We start from the raw sequence: 16405 nt of genomic DNA on the forward strand, positions 1-16405 counted from the left end.
CGGTGCAGCAGATAGTAGGACTGCTACATCCGCAGCGCCAGTGCTGCTGATGTCCTGTCAGGCGTCTCCCAGCCGGGGAGCGAGGCCGACGACGTCGCCGACCACCCACACCGCCGGCGGGCGGACGCCCTCCTCGGCGATGGCCGCCGCGAGGCCGGCGAGGGTGGTGCGCACGACCCGCTGGGTCGGGGTGGAGCCGTCGGCGACCACCGCGACCGGGGTGTGCGGCGCGCGGCCGTGCTCGACCAGCGCCGCCGCGATCGCACCGGCGGTGTCGACGCCCATGAGCACCACGACCGTGCCGCGCAGCCGGCCCAGCGCCGCCCAGTCGACCAGCGACTGCGGGTGGCCGGGCGGCACGTGCCCGGAGACGACGACGAACTCGTGGGTCAGCCCGCGGTGGGTGACCGGGATGCCGGCGAGGCCCGGGACCCCGATCGCGCTGGTCACGCCGGGCACGACCTCGACCGGCACGCCCGCGGCCACGCACGCCTCGAGTTCCTCCATGCCGCGGCCGAAGACGAACGGGTCGCCGCCCTTGAGCCGCACCACCCGCTTGCCGGCCAGCGCGTGCTCGACCAGCAGCGCGTTGATCTGCTCCTGCGCCATCGACCGCCCGCGCGGCAGCTTCGAGGCGTCGATGACCTCGACCTCCGGCGGCAGCGAGGCCAGCAGCGACTGCGGCGCCAGGTGGTCGGCCAGGACGACGTCGGCCTGCGCCACGGCCTGCTGCCCGCGCACGGTGACCAGGCCGGGGTCGCCGGGGCCGCCGCCGACCAGGACGACGCTGCCGACCCGGGGACCCAGGGGGGAGCGGGCGGCGCGGTCGCGGATGCTGCCGTCGGTGAGCCCGGCGACGACGGCGTCGCGCACCCCGACCGCCCGCTGCGGGTCGCCGCCCCCGTGCACGCCGACGACGAGGTCGCCCTGCCGGCCGACGGCGGGGGTCCACACGCTGGAGGCCGAGCGGTCGTCGGCGCGGGCGCAGAACACCCGCAGCCGCTCGGCCTCCTCGGCCACCGCGGCGTTGACGGCGGGGTCGTCGGTGGCGGCCACCGCGTACCAGGCGCCGTCGAGGTCGCCGGGGACGTAGCGGCGGCGCACCCAGGTCATCGAGCCGGGCTCGACCAGCGCCTCCAGCGCGGGGGTGACCTCCGGGCTGACCACGGTGACCCGCGCGCGGGCCTCGAGCAGGCCGGCGACGCGGCGGTGGGCGACCGACCCGCCGCCGACGACGACGACGCGGCGGTCGAGCAGCCGCAGTCCGACGGGGTAGACGACGCCGGACGCGGGGTCGACGGGCGTGGCGTTCAGCGGTGCTCCTCCGGGACGGCGGCCGGCAGCGACGTCGTCGTCGGCAGCGGACCAGGGACCTCGGCCCCCAGGATCCCAGCGAGGTCGGCGGCGAACGCACGCGAGGTCGCCGGGTCGCGCACGGCGACCCGGAGGTGGTCGGGCGACAGGCCGGGGAAGGTGTCCCCGCGCCGCACCGCCCAGCCGCGCTCGCGCAGCGCCGCGCGCACCCGCGCCCCGCCGGGGACGCGCAGCAGCACGAACGACGACCGCGGCTCCCCGACGACGACGCCGGGCGGCAGGGCGGCCAGCAGGGCCGCGCGGTGCACGGCCAGCTCGCGGGCCGCCGCGTCGGCCTCCGCGCGGGCGGCGCGGGTGGTGCAGGCGGCCAGCGCGGCCAGCGCCGGCGAGGACACCGGCCAGTGCGGCTGCGCGGCGGCCAGCTCCCGGACGAGGCCGGCCGGCCCGAGCAGGTGGCCGACCCGCAGGCCCGCCAGCCCCCACGTCTTGGTCAGGCTCCGGACGACGACCAGGCCGGGCAGGTCGGTGCGCCCGGCCAGCGACCCCGGCTCGCCGGGCACGGTGTCGGCGAAGGCCTCGTCGACGACCAGCACCCGCCCGGGCCGGGCCAGCGCGGCGACGTCGTCGGCGGGGTGGAGCACCGACGTCGGGTTGGTGGGGTTGCCGAGGACGACCAGGTCGGCGTCGTCGGGGACCGCGCGCAGCCGGTACCCGGGCGGGTCGAGCAGCAGCCGCTCGACCCGGTGCCCGGCCGCCCGCAGCGCCGCCTCCGGCTCGGTGAACGACGGGTGCACCACGACCGCCCGCCGCGGCCGCAGCGCCCGCGCCAGCAGCACGAAGGCCTCGGCGGCGCCGGCGGTGGGCAGGACCTCGGCGGGGTCGCGGCCGTGCGCGGCGGCCACCGCGGCGCGGGCCGGGCGCAGGTCGGGGTAGGCGGCGACGTCGTCGAGGGCGGCGGCCAGCACCGCCCGCAGCCACGGCGGCGGGGTGCCGGCGCGCACGTTGACGGCGAGGTCGACCAGCCCGGGGGCCAGCTCCAGGTCGCCGTGGTGGTCGAGGTCGACGTCGCTCACGCGGACACCGCCACGGTCACCCGCCCGCGGACCGTCTTGGGCACCACCAGCCGCGCGCCGCCCACCAGCGCCGCGGCCTCGGCCACCGACGGCGTGCCCACCGCCGCGGCCACCCGAGCCGACGGCGACGGGACCGCGATCCCCGCGAGGACCGCCGCGGGGTGCCCGGTGAGCGGCCAGCCGCGGGCCGCCGCCGCGCCCGCCAGGCCCGGCTCGGCGGCGCGCACGTCGAGGGTGGCCAGCCGGGCCACGCGGGCACCTGCGGGCAGCACCGCGTCGACGGCGGCGAGCACCTCCTGCGCCGAGACCCCCGGCACCGCGCCGACGCCGACGGTCACGTCCACGGGACGACGCCGGGGCGGTCGGGGAGGGCGGCGAGCAGCGCGGCGGCGTCGCGGGGGAGCGGCCCGTCGTCGGGGAGCAGCCCGAGCACGCGCAACCGGCCGCCGACGGTGAGCGCCCAGGGCCGGTCGAGGCGGGCGCGGGCGAGCAGGCCGTCGTCGGCGAGGAGGTCGGCGGGCGCGCCCTGGACCACCCGCCGGTCGACGACGACGGCGACCTCGTCGGCCCAGCGCAGCGCGAGGTCGACGTCGTGGGTGCTCATCACCACCGTCGACCCCGACGCCTGCAGCCGCTCCAGGGCGGCCAGCGCCTCGGCGACGGCGGAGGGGTCGAGACCGGCGGTGGGCTCGTCGAGCAGCAGCACGCACGGGCGCATGGCCACCGCGCCGGCGATCGCCACGCGCTTGCGCTCGCCGTAGGAGAGCTGGTGGGTGGGCCGGGCGGCCAGCGCGTCGACGGCGAGCAGCGCCAGCGCCTCGGCCACCCGCGCGCGGACGGCGTCCTCGGGCAGGCCCAGGTTGAGCGGGCCGAAGGAGACGTCCTGCGCCACCGAGGCGCTGAACAGCTGGTCGTCCGGGTCCTGCAGCACCAGCTGGACCTCCTGCCGGTGCGCCCGCAGCCCACCGCGGGTGTACCGCAGCAGCTGCCCGTCGACGGCGACCGCGCCGGCGTCGGGGCGCAGCGCGCCGGACAGGCAGCGCAGCAGCGTCGTCTTGCCCGAGCCGTTGGCGCCGAGCAGCGCCAGCCGGCGGCCCGCGGGGACGGTGAGCGAGGCGCCGTCGAGGACCCGCCGGCCCCGCTCGTAGCCGACGACCAGCCCCTCGGCGGCCAGCGTCCGGTGGCTCACGCCAGCACGCCCACGGCGACGAGCGCGGCGAGCCCCGCGGCGGTGGCGGCGAGGAAGCCCCGCGACGAGGGCCGGGACTCCGGCAGCACCCGCAGCCCGGTCTCCAGGCCGCGGCCGGCCAGGCCCTCCTGCAGCCGGCGGGCGCGCTGCCACGAGCGGGTGAGCACCGCGGCGGCGAGCGCGCCCGAGGACCGGTAGGAGCGCCGCCACGTCGAGTGCCCCATCCGCGCGGTCTGCGCCTCGCGGATGGTGCGCACGCTCTCCAGCAGCACGAACAGCATCCGGTAGGTCACCCCGGCGACCTCGACCACCGCGGCCGGCACGCGCAGCCGCCGCAGCGCCGCGAGCAGGTCGGTCACCGGCGTGGTGGTGGCCAGCAGCAGCACCGCCGCGCCGCCGGCGACGGAGTGCCCGACCAGCTCCCCGGCGCGGGCGGCCGCGCCCGGCGCCCAGCCGACCCCGCCGCCGTCGACCGAGACGACGGCGGTCAGCGCGCCGGTCAGCACGAACGCCAGCGGCCAGCGCACCGCGCGGCCGAACGTGCGGGCCGGCACCCGCGCCGGGCCCAGCGCCAGCACGACGGCGGCCAGCGCGACCAGCACGCTGCCCGGCCACGCGGGCAGCACCAGGGCGCAGACCACCAGGCCGGCGCAGAGCAGCAGCTTGTCGACCGGAGAGCGGGTGCGCCACGCGCTGGCCCAGGCGGCGTCGTCGACCGCCAGGCCGGTCACGGCCCCTCGGCGGGCGGGGTCGTCTCGCGCGCGGCCCGCCGGCCGCGCAGCCGGCCGAGGACGTAGCCGAGCACGCCGCCGCCCAGCGCCGCCTGCAGGGCGAACAGCCCCGACTCCACCTCGGCCGACGACGGGCTGAACACCGACTCGAACCACGGCGTGTAGCCCGACTCCTCGATGGCCTCGGTGGCCGCGCCGTCGGTGCCGGCGTAGTCCGACGCCCCGCCGTCGAGCACCAGCGGGAGGGCGAACAGCGCCACCACCGCGAGCACCAGCAGCGCGGTGACCAGCCGCCGGCGGGTCACCGCGCCTCCTCCGCCGGCTCCTGCGCGGCGGCCGGGCGCAGCACGCCGAGGCGCTCGAGCTCGGGCCGGGCGTTGACGGTGAGCACCCGGAACAGCAGCACGCCGAGCAGGCCCTCGCCGACCGCGAGCGGCACCTGGGTGAGCGCGAAGACCCCGAGGAACTTGCCGGCCGCGCCGAGCACGCCGCTGGCGGCGTCGGGGAAGGCCAGCGCCAGCTGCAGCGACGTCGTGACGTAGGTGGCCAGGTCGGCCAGCGCGAGGGCGACGAACACGCCGGGCAGCAGCCCGGCGCCCAGCGCCCGGGTCAGCCGGTAGGCGCCGTAGCCGGCCCACGGGCCGACGACGGCGAAGGCGAAGGCGTTGGCGCCGAGCGTGGTGAGCCCGCCGTGGGCGAGCAGCAGCGCCTGGAACAGCAGGACGACGGTGCCGAGCAGCGCCATCACCGGGGGCCGGAACAGCACCGCCCCGGCGCCGGTGCCCGTCGGGTGGCTGGAGCTGCCGGTGACCGAGGGCAGCTTGATCGCGCTGAGCACGAAGGTGAACGCGCCGGCCGCGCCGAGCAGCAGCGTGGACTCGGGGTTCTCGCGCACCTCCCGCACCACCGCGCGGGCCCCGTGCACCACGAACGGCGCGGCCGCGACCGTCCAGCCGACGGCGTGCGGTGCCGGGAGGAACCCCTCAGCGATGTGCATGCCGTACCCCTTCCGGCACGGCCGCCGCGCAGGCGGCCACGAACCGTTCGGCCAGCGCGGGGCTGCCCGCGCGGTTGAGGTGCAGGTAGGAGGCGTGCACCGAGCCCGCGACGAAGCCCTCGGGCCCACCCGCCGACCACTGCCAGGCCGGGGTGGCGCCGGCGGGCGGGTCGGCGGCGGTGCGGTGGAACTCGTGCCCGCGCACCCGGGTGCCGGCCGGGGCCAGCGCGCTGTCGGTGAGCGCGACGGCGGCGCGGTAGCCCAGGGTCAGCCGCGGCGTCATGCGGGTGGCGACGTCGAGGACACCGCACATCGGGGCGCCGTCGAGCTCGCGGGAGAGGTAGAGCAGCCCGGCGCACTCGGCCGCGACCGGCCCGCCGCGGGCGGCCAGCGCGGCGACGTCGGCGCGCAGCGTCTCGTTGGCCGACAGCGCGTCGGCGTAGACCTCGGGGAAGCCGCCGCCCACGACCAGGCCGGCGGTGCGCTCGGGCAGGGCCTCGTCGCGGAGCGGGTCGACGGTCACCACCTCGGCGCCGGCCGCGGTGAGCAGCTCGGTGTCCTCGGCGTAGCCGAAGGTGAACGCCGGCCCGCCGGCGACGGCGATCCGCGGCCGCCCGGGCACCGGCGTCACCTCGGCGGCGGGGTCCCAGGGGGTTGCCGGCAGGGGAGGGGCGGTGCGGGCCAGCCGCACGACGGCGTCGAGGTCGACCCCGGCGGCGACCACCTCGCCCAGCCGCCGGACGGTGGCCAGCGCCTCGGCCGACCGCTCGGCCGCCGGCACCAGGCCCAGGTGCCGCGACGGCGTGGCCAGCGCCTCCACCCGCCGCAGCGCGCCGAGCACCGGCACCCCGGCGGCGCCGAGGGCCTCGCGCAGGATCGCCTCGTGCCGGTCGCTGCCGACCCGGTTGAGCACCACCCCGCCGATGCGGACCGCCGGGTCGAACGTGGCGAACCCGTGCACCAGCGCGGCGACGCTGCGCGCCTGCGACGAGGCGTCGACGACGAGCACGACCGGTGCCCGCAGCAGGCCCGCGACGTGCGCGGTCGAGGCGAAGCCGGGCTCGACGGTGGGGTGGGTGGCGCCGTCGAACAGGCCCATCACGCCCTCGACGACGGCGACGTCGGCCCCGCGCGCGCCGTGCAGGAACAGCGGCGCGATCCGCTCCTCGCCGACCAGCCAGGGGTCGAGGTTGCGGCCCGGGCGGCCGGCGGCCAGGCCCGCGTAGCCGGGGTCGATGTAGTCCGGGCCGACCTTGTGCGGGGAGACGGTGTGCCCGCGGGCGGTCAGCGCCGCGACCAGGCCGGTGGTCACCGACGTCTTGCCCGCGTTGCTGCTCGGGGCGGCGACCACCACGCGCGGGACGCTCACCACTCGATCCCCCGCTGGCCCTTCTGGCCGGCGTCCATCGGGTGCTTGACCTTGGTCATCTCCACGACCAGGTCGGCGGCGTCGACCAGCGCCTGCGGCGCGTTGCGCCCGGTGACGACGACGTGCTGCGTGCCCGGCCGGTGCACCAGCGTCTCGACGACGTCGTCGACGTCGACCCAGCCCCACGTCAGGGGGTAGGTGAACTCGTCGAGGACGTAGAAGCGGTGCGCCTCGGCGGCCAGGTCCCGCTTGATCTGCGCCCAGCCCTCGGCGGCGTCGGCGGCGTGGTCGACCTCGGTGCCCTGCCGGCGCGACCAGCTCCAGCCCGAGCCCATCTTGTGCCAGACCACGGGCCCGCCCTCGCCGGTCTGCTCGTGCAGCCGGCCCAGCGCGGTGAGCGCGTTCTCCTCGCCCACCCGCCACTTGGCGCTCTTGACGAACTGGTAGACCGCGATCGGCCAGCCCTGGTTCCACGCGCGCATGGCCATGCCGAACGCGGCGGTGGACTTGCCCTTCATCTCGCCGGTGTGCACGGCGAGCAGCGGCCGGTTGCGCCGCTGGCGCGTCGTCAGCCCGTCCTGCGGGGTGACCGCGACCTGCCCCTGCGGCATCAGGCGGCCCTCGCGCTGCGCACGGTCTGCGCCAGCGACTCGGCGGCGAGCTCCTCCAGCCGCAGCGTCCGCGCGCCCAGGTGGGCGCCGAGGACCCCGGCCAGCCCGAGCCGCACGGGCCCCGACTCGCAGTCGACGACGACGGCCGCGGTGTCGCCGGCGGCCAGCCGCTGCGCCGCGGCGTGCGCCGCCGCGAGCGCGTCGGAGCCGCGCGCGCCGGTGGCCCGCCCGTCGGTGACGACGACGAGCAGCGGCCGCCGGCGCGGGTCGCGCACCCGCTCCACGCGCAGCACGTCGGCGGCGCGCAGCAGGCCCGCGGCCAGCGGGGTCCGCCCGCCGGTGGGCAGCTCGCGCAGCCGGGCCGCGGCGGCCTCCACCGACCAGGTGGGCGGCAGCGCGAGGTCGGCGTCGGTGCCACGGAAGGTGACCAGGCCGACCTTGTCGCGCCGCTGGTAGGCGTCGAGCAGCAGGGACAGCACCGCCCCCTTGACCGCGGCCATCCGCGAGCGCGACCCCATCGAGCCGCTCGCGTCGACGACGAAGAGCACGAGGTTGCCCTCGCGGCCCTCGAGCGTGGCCTGGCGCAGGTCCTCGCGGGCGATCCGCAGCCCGGGGCCGGTGCGGCCGCGCGCCGCCTGGTGCGGTGCGGCGGCCAGCACGGTGTCGACCAGGTGCAGCCGCGTCACCGGCCCGCCGGGGCGCACCGACCCGACGACGCGGCCGCGCTCGGCGCGCGCCCTCGACCGCCGCCCGGCCGCGCCGGCGCCGATGCCGGGCACCTCCAGCCGGCGCGCGCGGAAGGGGTCCGACGGCGCGACCGCGGCCCGCTCCCGCACGGGCGCGCACCCCCCGCCGTGCCCCTCCCGGCCCTGCCCCCGCTGGTCGAGATCGCGTGATCTCGGCGGTTCCGGGGCGGCGTCGCCGTCGAGATCCCGCGATCTCGACGGGTCGTCCGCGGAACCGTCGCCGGCGGGCGGGGGAGCGCCACCGCCGGGGCCGTCCGGGGGCGGGTCGCCGTCGGGGCCCTCGTCCGGACCGTCGTCGGGGCGGGCGTCCTCGAGCGCCTGCTCGAGGGTGTCGTCGTCGAGGCCCGGCGCGTCGAACGGGTCGCGCCGCCGGCGGTGGGGGAGCGCGAGCCGGGCGGCGACGCGGACGTCGTCCTCGGTCACCGCGTCGCGGCCGCACCAGGCGGCGTGCGCGATCGCGGTGCGGGCGGTGACCAGGTCGGCGCGCAGCCCGTCGACGTCGAAGGCGGCGCAGACGGCGGTGACCTGGCGCAGCGCGTCGTCGGAGAGGACCACCTGCGGCAGCCGGGCGCGGGCCTCGGCGATGCGGCGCGCCAGCCCGGCCTCCTCGGCCGCCCACGCGGCGGCGAACCCGGCGGGGTCGGCGTCGTGGGCGAACCGCCGGCGCACCACCTCGGCGCGCTCGGCCGGGTCGCGCGGCGCGGCCACCTCCACGGTGAGCCCGAACCGGTCGAGCAGCTGCGGGCGCAGCTCGCCCTCCTCGGGGTTCATGGTGCCGACCAGCAGGAACCGCGCCGCGTGCCGCACCGAGACGCCCTCGCGCTCGACGTAGGCGGTGCCGAGCGCGGCGGCGTCGAGCAGCAGGTCGACGAGGTGGTCGTGCAGCAGGTTGACCTCGTCGACGTAGAGCACGCCCCGGTGCGCGGCGGCCAGCAGGCCCGGCTCGAAGGCCTTCACGCCCTCGGTCAGCGCCCGCTCGAGGTCCAGCGACCCGACGACGCGGTCCTCCGAGGCGCCCACCGGGAGCTCGACCAGCCGCGCGGGGCGGGTGTGCCCGGGGACGGCGTCGTGCGGGCCGTCGGGGCAGGCCGGGTCGGGGGCGGCGGGGTCGCAGGCGAACCGGCAGCCGGGCACGACGGCGACCGGCGGCAGCACGGCGGCCAGCGCGCGCACCGTCGTCGACTTCGCCGTCCCCTTCTCACCGCGCACCAGCACCCCGCCGATGGCGGGGGAGACGGCGTTGAGCAGCAGCGCCAGGCGCATGTCGTCCATGCCGACGACGGCGCCGAAGGGGTACGTCACGCGGCACGGGTCCTCTCCCCGGGTGTCCACGCCCGGAGGTGGCAGGAGGCGACGGCGGGAGTTCCTGACTCCCCGGTGCCTCCTGGTCGAGGTGCCGGGTCACAGTGGCGGGACCGCGCCGGAGTCGCACCGGGCTTCCTCCACTGCCGTCGCTGTGGCCCGGTCATGCAACCACGCGCCGGTCGGGGGAGACAGGCCGGGCCGTGACTTGACGGATCGGAAAGTCAGGGACCAGGCTTTCCGGCATGGAAAGTCACGAGCTCGACCGGGACGCCGCCGCCGCGCAGCTGGACACGCTGCGGGCCGACCGGGCGGCGCTCGCCGACCGCGTGCTGCAGCCGTGGTGGTACGACGTCGCGCTCGGGCTGCTGCTGTTCGGCTTCCTGTCCTCCTACGCGCTGGACTCGCTGTGGGTGACGTTCCCGGCGCTGCTGCTGTTCGGGGCCGGGCTCGGGGCGCTGGTCTCGGCCTACCGGCGGAGGACCGGGGTGTGGGTCACCACCGGCGGCCCCGCGCTGACGGCCTGGGGCGCGATGGTGCTGCTGGTCCTGGTCCCGGCACTGGTCCTGTCCGAGGGCTTCGGCCGGCACGGGGCCATGGTGGTGGCCGGCGCGGTCCTGGGCATCGCGGTCGGGGTGCTCAGCCGGGTGTGGGGCCGCCGCTGGGTGGCCGAGCTGCGGAGGGGCCTGTGACCGCGGTCGCCCCGCACTTCGACCCCGTCATCCACCCCCCGCCCCGGCTGCAGGTCTGCGGGCTGCTCGCCGCCGTCGACACGATGGAGTTCGCCACCGTCCGCGACCGGGTCGGCGTGAGCGACTCGGTGCTGTCCAAGCACGTCCGGCAGCTCGAGGAGGCCGGCTACGTGCGGGTCAGCAAGGCGACCGTGGCCTCCCGGCAGCGGACCAGCCTGTCGCTGACCGGCGAGGGGCGGCGGGCGTTCGACGCCCACGTCGCCGAGCTGCGCCGCATCGCCGGTCTGTGAGGGCGCCGCGCCCCGACCCGCGCCTGCTGGCCGACGGTGCCCTGGTGGTCGCGGGCGGCGCCGTGGCGGCCGTCGTCCTCGGCCGGGCCGGTGTCCCGTCCTCGGCGCTGTTCGGCGGGCTGCTGGCCGGGCTGGTCCGCGGGCTGGCCGGGCGCACCCCCGTCGACGTGCCCCGGGCCGGTCAGGCGGCCGCGCAGGCCGTCGTCGGGATCTCGATCGGCACGCTGGTCGACCCCGGCACCCTGGCCGCGATCGGGGAGGAGTGGGCGCCGGTCCTGCTGGTCACCCTCGCCACGCTGCTGCTCACCGTCGCCGCGGGGCTGCTGCTGCGGCTGCGGCCGGGCATCAGCCCGGTGACCGGCGCCTTCGCGATGATCGCCGGCGGCGCGTCCGGGATCACCGCGATGGCCCGCGACCTGGGCGCCGACGACCGGATGGTCGCCGTCCTGCAGTACCTGCGCGTGGTGCTGATCGTGGTGTCGCTGCCGGTGGTGGCGACGACGGTCTTCGGCGCCGACCCGGGGGCCGCCGTCGTCCCCGTGGGCCCGCCGGGGCCGGGGGAGCCGGCCGGCCTGCTGTTCACCGTGGCCTGCGCGCTGGCCGGCGTGCTGCTCGCGCGGCTGGTGCGGCTGCCGGTGCCGGCCCTGCTCGGCCCGCTGCTGGTGTCCGCCGCGGCCGACCTGTCCGGCGCCTCCCGCGGCGCGGAGGTGCCGGCGGCGGTCGAGGCGGCGGCCTTCCTGCTCATCGGCCTCGCGGTCGGCGTGCGGTTCACCGTGGCGAGCCTGCGCACCGTCGGCGGGGCGCTGCCGCTGGCCCTGGCGATCATCGTGGGGCTGGTCGCCGCCTGCGCGGGCCTGGGCCTGGTGCTGTCCGCGGCCACCGGCGTCAGCCGCCTCGACGGCTACCTCGCGACGACGCCCGGGGGCCTCTACGCCGTCCTGGCCACGGCCACCGGCAGCGGCGCCGACACCACCTTCGTCCTCGCCGTCCAGGTGCTGCGGCTGTTCGTGATGCTGCTCGCCGCACCGCTGGTGGCCCGGCGGCTGCGCCGCCGCCCGGGATGACGCCGGGCAGGAGGCGCCTACCCTCGACCGGGTGACCGCGCCGAGGGAGGAGACCGACCTGTCCGACGTCGACACCACCGAGCTGCCCGGCGACGCCGCGGCGACGGCGCAGGACGCCGTGCTGCTGTTCGTGGGTGGCCCGCTCGACGGGCGGGTGGAGATCCGCGCCGCACGTCACGGGGACCCGCTGCCCACGGTCACGCACGTGCACCTGCACGACGGCCCGAAGGTCGTCTCCCGCTACGACCTGCACCCGCTGCCCGGCCAGGCCGGCGTCTACCACCTCCGCCCGGCGGGTCCCCAGCCGCCCCGCGACCGCACCGCGGGCGGCTGACCCCTCACCAGCCCTGCAGCCGGCGGGCGGCGGCCACCACCCGGTCGAACACCGCCCGGTCCAGCGCCGCGCCCTCGCGCCGCACGTCCGCCGGGTCGAGCACCAGCAGCCGGTCCAGCCGCACCTCGCTCGGCCGGCCCTGCCGGTCCCACCCGCCGCTGCCGACGTCCATCCACGTGCGGCCGTGCCGGGCCTCGTCGGCGGCGTCGCGGTCGTGGTCCTTGCTGGTCAGCGCGAGGCCGACCAGGTCGGTCCCGCGCCGGCCGACCACCAGCACCGGGCGGTCCTTGCCCCGGCCGTCGCCCTCGTCGTAGGGCACCCAGGCCCACACCACCTCGCCGGGATCGGGCCGGCCGTCGGCCCGGGGGCGGTACTCCGTGTCGATGCCCGGGCCCGCCGGTCCCGGCTGCGGAGCCCGGGGCGCCCGGCGGGAGGCGCGCCGCGGGCCGGCCGGCGCCGCGGCGGCCCGCACGAGGGAGAGGACGGCGTCCACGAGGCGGCGCGGTCGGCTCATGGCCGCACCGTACGGATCCGCCGGGGCCGGCGCCGTCACAGCCGTCTCGTTCGTCACACCGGTACCAATTCGCCCCGGTTCCGGTTCCGGAGCGTCGTTCCTGGGCACCATTGCGTCACGGGGCGCGCAGCAGACCGCTCCCCGGGAGAGGGGGGCTCCCCATGACCTCGGCCCAGCCCGTCGTGGCCACCGTCCCGCTGGCGCGCGAACCACGCGCCAGCGTGCTCGCCGCCTTCCAGCTGGTCGAGGACGCGAGGTACCTCGGCACCGGCCGCGGGCCCCGGCGCCGGCGCACCCGCCGCATCGCCGAGCGGACCGTCGTCTCCCGGCGGCTCGCCCGCGACCTGCCGGTCTCGTAGCGGGTCCCGGGCGACCACACCTCAGGCGACCACACCTCAGGCGACCACACCTCAGGCGACCACACCTCAGGCGACCACACCTCAGGCGACGCAGAACTCGTTGCCCTCGGGGTCGGCGAGCGTGGCCCACGTGTAGGGCCCCTGCGACTCCCGCCAGAGCTCGGTGGCGCCCATGCCGAGCAGCCGGGCCACCTCGGCCTCCCGCCGCTCGGCGCCCACGTGCACGTCGAGGTGCACGCGGTTCTTGACCGTCTTGGCCTCGGGGACCCGCTGGAACAGCACCCGCGGGCGGCCGGGGTCGGGGGAGGTGATGGCCGCGCCCACGGCCCACACCAGCCGGCCGCGGTGCGTGGTGGTGTCGGCCTCCGTGGCGTGCCCGGCCGCCACCGTCCGCCGGATGAACTCCTCGTCCTGGGGCTCCACCTGCCAGCCCAGCGCCTCGGCCCACCAGTCGGCCTGCGCGTGCGGGTCGGCCGAGTCGATCACCACCTGCACGTCCGTCGCCATGCCCCGCAGCCTGGCAGGCCGTGGTGACGTTCTGGACGGCCTGCCTGCAGGGGCCCGTCGCGAGCCTGCGAGCGGTGGGGGGGCAGGGAGGTCCTTCCTCAGAGCTCGAGGGCGAGCTCCGCGCGGATCGTCGCGTCGTCGGGCAGCGGCGTCTCGAGCCGGCAGTGGTCGCGGATCATGACGCCGAAGGGCGGCAGCGCGCCGCGGTCGATGCGGGCCGCCGGGTCCCACAGCCCCGAGCGCATGACCGCCTTGGCGCACTGCAGGTAGGCCCGCTGCACGGTGACGACCAGCAGCGAGCGCGGCGGCTTGCCGAACTCGGTGAGGTCGACGTCGAGTGCGTCGGCGGGGGCGAGCTCCCCGGTGCCGAAGACCTTGAGGGTCTCCTCCACGCCCGGCACGAAGAACAGCAGCGCCACCCGCGGGTTGACCGCGACCCGGCGCAGGCTGTCGAGCCGGTTGTTGCCCTGCCGGTCGGGCAGCACCAGGCGGTGCTCGTCGAGAACCCGCACGAAGCCCGGGTCGCCGCCGCGCGGGGAGATCTCCGGCCAGCCGTCGGCGTCGGCCGTCGACATCGTCAGGAACGGCGAGAGCCCGATGAAGGCGCGGCAGTGGACGTCGAGGTGGTCGATCTCCTTGTCCAGCACCAGCTGCGAGGGCGGGCGGTACCCCGCGAGGACCGGGTCGGTGCCGTCGTCGTGCATGCGCAGCACCGTAACCCCGCTAGCGTGGCCGGCCGTGTCCGTGACGTGGAGCGCCCCGGTCCGCTTCGTCGAGTGCGACCAGCAGGGTGTGGTCTTCAACGCGCACTACCTGGTGTGGGCCGACGAGGCCAGCGCCCTGTGGTGGGCCTCGCTCGGCCTGCCGTGGCAGGAGATCGCCGCCCGCGCCGACCCGGTGGTCAAGGCCAGCACGCTGGAGTGGTCCTCGCCGGCGCGCTACGGCGACACGGTCGCCGTCGACGCCGAGACCGAGCGGGTGGGCCGCACCAGCGTGACCGTGCGCTTCACCGTCCGGGTGGGCGAGCGGGTGTGCTGCGTCGTGCGCAGCACCTACGTCGGCACGGCCGGCGGCGCCCCGGTGCCCTGGCCCGACGACGTCCGGGAGCGGCTCACCGCCGGCTGAGCGCCTCCCCGGGCGGCAGCAGCGGCAGGTCCGCCGGCGGGCCCTCCTCGACCAGCCGCCGGAGCGCGTCGGTGTCGGCGTGCTCGGCCACGAGGTCGCCGAGGGCGTCCAGGCGCCGCTCGCGGACGGCGGCGAAGGAGGTGCCGGGCGCCGGCGTGAACCGCCGCCCGGTCGCGCGCGCCACCTCGGTGAGGAAGGCCCGCCGGAAGCCGTCGTTCTCCAGCGCGCCGTGCCAGGTGGTGCCCCACACCGACCCGGCCCGGCCGCCGTCGAGGAACGGCTCGGCGGCGCCGGTGTAGGTGACCACGCCGTGGTGGATCTCGTAGCCGTGCACCGGGTGGCCGAGGGCCCGCCCGGACGGTCGGCCGAGCGTCTTCTCCCGCGCGAACCGCACCTCGGCCGGCAGCAGCCCCAGCCCGGCGACGGCGCCGGCCCGCGACTCGACGTCGTCGGTGATCGTGCGGGCGAGCATCTGGTGCCCGCCGCAGATGCCGAGCACCGGCCGGCCCTCGGCCGCGCGCCGGAGCACCGCGTCGGCCAGGCCGCTCGCGCGCAGCCACGCCAGGTCGGCCACGGTCGAGCGGGTGCCCGGCAGCACCACGAGGTCGGCGTCGGCGGCCTCCTCGGGGCGGGTGACGAACCGGACGAGCACACCGGGCTCGGCGGCCAGCGCGTCGAGGTCGGTGGCGTTGGACAGCCGGGGCAGCCGGGCCACGGCCACCCGCAGCACGTCCTCGCCGTGCGGCGGCCCGGCCGAGGAGACGCCGGTGGGGATGCCGAGGGAGTCCTCGACGTCGACCGCGGCGCCGGGCAGCCAGGGCAGCACGCCGAGCGTGGGCCGCCCGGTGAGCGCGGTGAGCCGGTCGAGGCCGGGCCGCAGCAGCCGGACGTCGCCGCGGAACTTGTTGACCAGGAAGCCGGCCACCAGCCGCTGGTCGGCCGGCGGCATCAGCGCGACCGTGCCGTAGAGCGCGGGGAACACCCCGCCGCGGTCGATGTCGCCGACGACGACCACCGGCAGCCCCGCCGCGGTGGCCAGGCCCATGTTGGCGATGTCGTCGGCGCGCAGGTTGATCTCGGTGGGGGAGCCGGCGCCCTCGCAGACGACGACGTCGAACCGCGACCGCAGGTCGGCCAGGCTGGCCAGGACCTGCTCCAGCAGCGCGGCCTTCATCGGCCGGTAGGACAGCGCCGTCACCTCGGCCACCGGCCGGCCGAGGACGACGACCTGGCTGGCGTCCTCGCCGCCGGGCTTGAGCAGCACCGGGTTCATCGCCGCCTCGGGCTCCACACCGGCGGCCGCGGCCTGCATGACCTGCGCCCGGCCGATCTCGGCGCCGTCGGCGGTGACCATCGAGTTGTTGCTCATGTTCTGCGCCTTGAACGGCGCCACCCGCACGCCCTGGCGGGCCAGCCAGCGGCAGATGCCGGCGGTGACGACGGACTTGCCGGCGTCGGAGGTGGTGCCGGCGACGAGCAGGGCGCCGCTCACGGGGCGGCGGGTGGCGCGCTGGGTGCGGGCTGCTGCCCCCACCCGGCCTTCTCCTGCCCCGACAGCTCGGCGATCGCCTCCATGATCCGGTCGGTGACGTCGCGGCGCGGGCGGCCCTTCGCGGCCTGGCCGCGGTACTCCGGGAAGGTCAGCGGCGCCCCGAAGGTGACCGACACCCGGTGGGGGCGCGGCCAGCGGGAGTCGACCGGCTGGACCCGGTCGGTGCCGGCGACGGCGACCGGCACCACCGGGCAGTCGGCGGTGAGCGCCAGCCAGGCGACGCCGGTCTTGCCGCGGGCCAGCCGGCCGTCGCGGGAGCGGGTGCCCTCGGGGTAGATGCCGAAGCCCTCCCCCCGCCGCAGCACGCCGAGCGCGGTGTCGAGGGCCCCCTGGGCGGCCCGGGAGGTCTCCCGCTCCACCGGCATCGCGCCCAGCGCGGTGAACAGCGTGCGGGTGAGCCACCCGCCGACGCCGGAGCCGGTGAAGTACTCGGCCTTGGCCAGGTAGTGCACCCGGCGCGGGGCGGCCAGCGGGATCACGATGCTGTCGACGAACGACAGGTGGTTGCTGGCGATGATGAAGGCGCCGGTGGCCGGCACGTTCTCCCGTCCGCGCACCCGCGCCCGGAACACCAGGACCAGCAGCGGCCGCAGCAGGAACCGCGCGACGAGGTAGAACACCCGTCCTCCTCCCTCG

Annotated in this window: 21 protein-coding genes and 1 riboswitch; of the genes, 6 read left to right on the forward strand and 15 right to left on the reverse strand. The window is 77.9% G+C overall.

The genetic code is table 11. The features are described 5' to 3' along the window. Window positions 1-57 precede the first annotated feature (57 nt). The 10 genes from cobA to ACI780_RS08045 are packed head-to-tail and all read right to left on the reverse strand — an operon-like array spanning window position 58 to window position 9332. Entirely contained in the window at window positions 58-1314 is a 1257-nt protein-coding gene (gene cobA, locus ACI780_RS08000; protein WP_457002162.1) for a uroporphyrinogen-III C-methyltransferase, read from the reverse strand. After that, on the reverse strand, window positions 1311-2387 hold the full coding sequence (gene cobC, locus ACI780_RS08005; protein WP_457002052.1) for an Rv2231c family pyridoxal phosphate-dependent protein CobC: 1077 nt from the start codon (window positions 2385-2387) through the stop codon (window positions 1311-1313). Before cobC ends, cobA begins: the two co-directional genes overlap by 4 nt. Next, on the reverse strand, window positions 2384-2731 hold the full coding sequence (locus ACI780_RS08010) for a cobalamin biosynthesis protein (protein WP_457002054.1): 348 nt from the start codon (window positions 2729-2731) through the stop codon (window positions 2384-2386). The genes cobC and ACI780_RS08010 overlap by 4 nt, the downstream gene beginning before the upstream one ends. After that, entirely contained in the window at window positions 2722-3576 is an 855-nt protein-coding gene (locus tag ACI780_RS08015; RefSeq protein ID WP_457002056.1) for an energy-coupling factor ABC transporter ATP-binding protein, read from the reverse strand. Before ACI780_RS08015 ends, ACI780_RS08010 begins: the two co-directional genes overlap by 10 nt. Further along, window positions 3573-4307, reverse strand: coding sequence for a cobalt ECF transporter T component CbiQ (cbiQ, locus tag ACI780_RS08020; protein ID WP_456868987.1), 735 nt, complete (start codon window positions 4305-4307; stop codon window positions 3573-3575). The genes ACI780_RS08015 and cbiQ overlap by 4 nt, the downstream gene beginning before the upstream one ends. Further along, the gene (locus ACI780_RS08025) at window positions 4304-4612 is read right to left on the reverse strand and encodes an energy-coupling factor ABC transporter substrate-binding protein (protein ID WP_456868986.1); all 309 of its coding nucleotides are present in this window, start codon (window positions 4610-4612) and stop codon (window positions 4304-4306) included. The genes cbiQ and ACI780_RS08025 overlap by 4 nt, the downstream gene beginning before the upstream one ends. After that, window positions 4609-5304 (reverse strand): energy-coupling factor ABC transporter permease, encoded by a 696-nt coding sequence (locus ACI780_RS08030; RefSeq protein ID WP_457002059.1) that lies wholly within the window; start codon window positions 5302-5304, stop codon window positions 4609-4611. Before ACI780_RS08030 ends, ACI780_RS08025 begins: the two co-directional genes overlap by 4 nt. Beyond that, the gene (locus tag ACI780_RS08035; protein WP_457002061.1) at window positions 5291-6673 is read right to left on the reverse strand and encodes a cobyrinate a,c-diamide synthase; all 1383 of its coding nucleotides are present in this window, start codon (window positions 6671-6673) and stop codon (window positions 5291-5293) included. The genes ACI780_RS08030 and ACI780_RS08035 overlap by 14 nt, the downstream gene beginning before the upstream one ends. Next, window positions 6670-7284: a cob(I)yrinic acid a,c-diamide adenosyltransferase gene (cobO, locus tag ACI780_RS08040; RefSeq protein ID WP_456868983.1), complete on the reverse strand. Its 615-nt coding sequence runs from the start codon at window positions 7282-7284 to the stop codon at window positions 6670-6672. The genes ACI780_RS08035 and cobO overlap by 4 nt, the downstream gene beginning before the upstream one ends. Further along, window positions 7284-9332 (reverse strand): putative cobaltochelatase, encoded by a 2049-nt coding sequence (locus ACI780_RS08045; RefSeq protein ID WP_457002063.1) that lies wholly within the window; start codon window positions 9330-9332, stop codon window positions 7284-7286. The genes cobO and ACI780_RS08045 overlap by 1 nt, the downstream gene beginning before the upstream one ends. A 58-nt stretch (window positions 9333-9390) precedes the next feature. After that, a riboswitch (cobalamin riboswitch) is annotated at window positions 9391-9473 on the reverse strand. A gap of 104 nt (window positions 9474-9577) precedes the next feature. On the opposite strand from ACI780_RS08045, the gene ACI780_RS08050 reads away from it, so the two are divergent. Genes ACI780_RS08050 through ACI780_RS08065 form a run of 4 tightly spaced genes read left to right on the forward strand, consistent with a single transcriptional unit; the run spans window position 9578 to window position 11712 of the window. Continuing rightward, the gene (locus ACI780_RS08050; RefSeq protein ID WP_456868981.1) at window positions 9578-10024 is read left to right on the forward strand and encodes a hypothetical protein; all 447 of its coding nucleotides are present in this window, start codon (window positions 9578-9580) and stop codon (window positions 10022-10024) included. Beyond that, on the forward strand, window positions 10021-10314 hold the full coding sequence (locus ACI780_RS08055; protein ID WP_456868980.1) for a transcriptional regulator: 294 nt from the start codon (window positions 10021-10023) through the stop codon (window positions 10312-10314). Before ACI780_RS08050 ends, ACI780_RS08055 begins: the two co-directional genes overlap by 4 nt. Next, complete coding sequence (locus ACI780_RS08060) at window positions 10311-11378, forward strand: AbrB family transcriptional regulator (protein ID WP_457002066.1); 1068 nt, start codon at window positions 10311-10313, stop codon at window positions 11376-11378. The genes ACI780_RS08055 and ACI780_RS08060 overlap by 4 nt, the downstream gene beginning before the upstream one ends. A 31-nt stretch (window positions 11379-11409) precedes the next feature. Beyond that, window positions 11410-11712 (forward strand): hypothetical protein, encoded by a 303-nt coding sequence (locus ACI780_RS08065; RefSeq protein ID WP_456868978.1) that lies wholly within the window; start codon window positions 11410-11412, stop codon window positions 11710-11712. Between the two features lie 4 nt (window positions 11713-11716). On the opposite strand, the gene ACI780_RS08070 is transcribed toward ACI780_RS08065, so the two are convergent. Then, a complete protein-coding gene (locus ACI780_RS08070; RefSeq protein WP_457002068.1) occupies window positions 11717-12226 on the reverse strand; it encodes a type II toxin-antitoxin system PemK/MazF family toxin in 510 nt (169 codons plus the stop codon). A 161-nt stretch (window positions 12227-12387) separates the two neighbouring features. Here ACI780_RS08070 and ACI780_RS08075 point away from each other — a divergent pair, with 161 nt between their 5' ends. Then, window positions 12388-12585 carry a hypothetical protein gene (locus ACI780_RS08075; RefSeq protein WP_457002070.1) on the forward strand — a complete coding sequence of 66 codons (198 nt, stop codon included), beginning with the start codon at window positions 12388-12390 and terminating at the stop codon, window positions 12583-12585. Window positions 12586-12666: 81 nt separating this feature from the next. Here the strand turns inward: ACI780_RS08075 and ACI780_RS08080 are convergent, their stop codons facing one another. Both ACI780_RS08080 and ACI780_RS08085 read right to left on the reverse strand, forming a co-directional pair. Continuing rightward, on the reverse strand, window positions 12667-13092 hold the full coding sequence (locus tag ACI780_RS08080) for a VOC family protein (protein WP_457002072.1): 426 nt from the start codon (window positions 13090-13092) through the stop codon (window positions 12667-12669). Window positions 13093-13190: 98 nt separating this feature from the next. After that, on the reverse strand, window positions 13191-13796 hold the full coding sequence (locus ACI780_RS08085) for an MSMEG_1061 family FMN-dependent PPOX-type flavoprotein (protein WP_456868974.1): 606 nt from the start codon (window positions 13794-13796) through the stop codon (window positions 13191-13193). A gap of 34 nt (window positions 13797-13830) precedes the next feature. On the opposite strand from ACI780_RS08085, the gene ACI780_RS08090 reads away from it, so the two are divergent. After that, window positions 13831-14217: an acyl-CoA thioesterase gene (locus ACI780_RS08090; protein WP_456868973.1), complete on the forward strand. Its 387-nt coding sequence runs from the start codon at window positions 13831-13833 to the stop codon at window positions 14215-14217. Here ACI780_RS08090 and ACI780_RS08095 read toward each other — a convergent pair. Next, window positions 14204-15751 (reverse strand): cobyric acid synthase, encoded by a 1548-nt coding sequence (locus ACI780_RS08095; RefSeq protein ID WP_457002075.1) that lies wholly within the window; start codon window positions 15749-15751, stop codon window positions 14204-14206. The two genes, ACI780_RS08090 and ACI780_RS08095, sit on opposite strands and share 14 nt — an antisense overlap. Further along, complete coding sequence (locus ACI780_RS08100; protein ID WP_089405979.1) at window positions 15706-16389, reverse strand: lysophospholipid acyltransferase family protein; 684 nt, start codon at window positions 16387-16389, stop codon at window positions 15706-15708. The genes ACI780_RS08095 and ACI780_RS08100 overlap by 46 nt, the downstream gene beginning before the upstream one ends. Between the last annotated feature and the right edge of the window lie 16 nt (window positions 16390-16405).

Source organism: Geodermatophilus sp. SYSU D00814, from assembly GCF_054050055.1.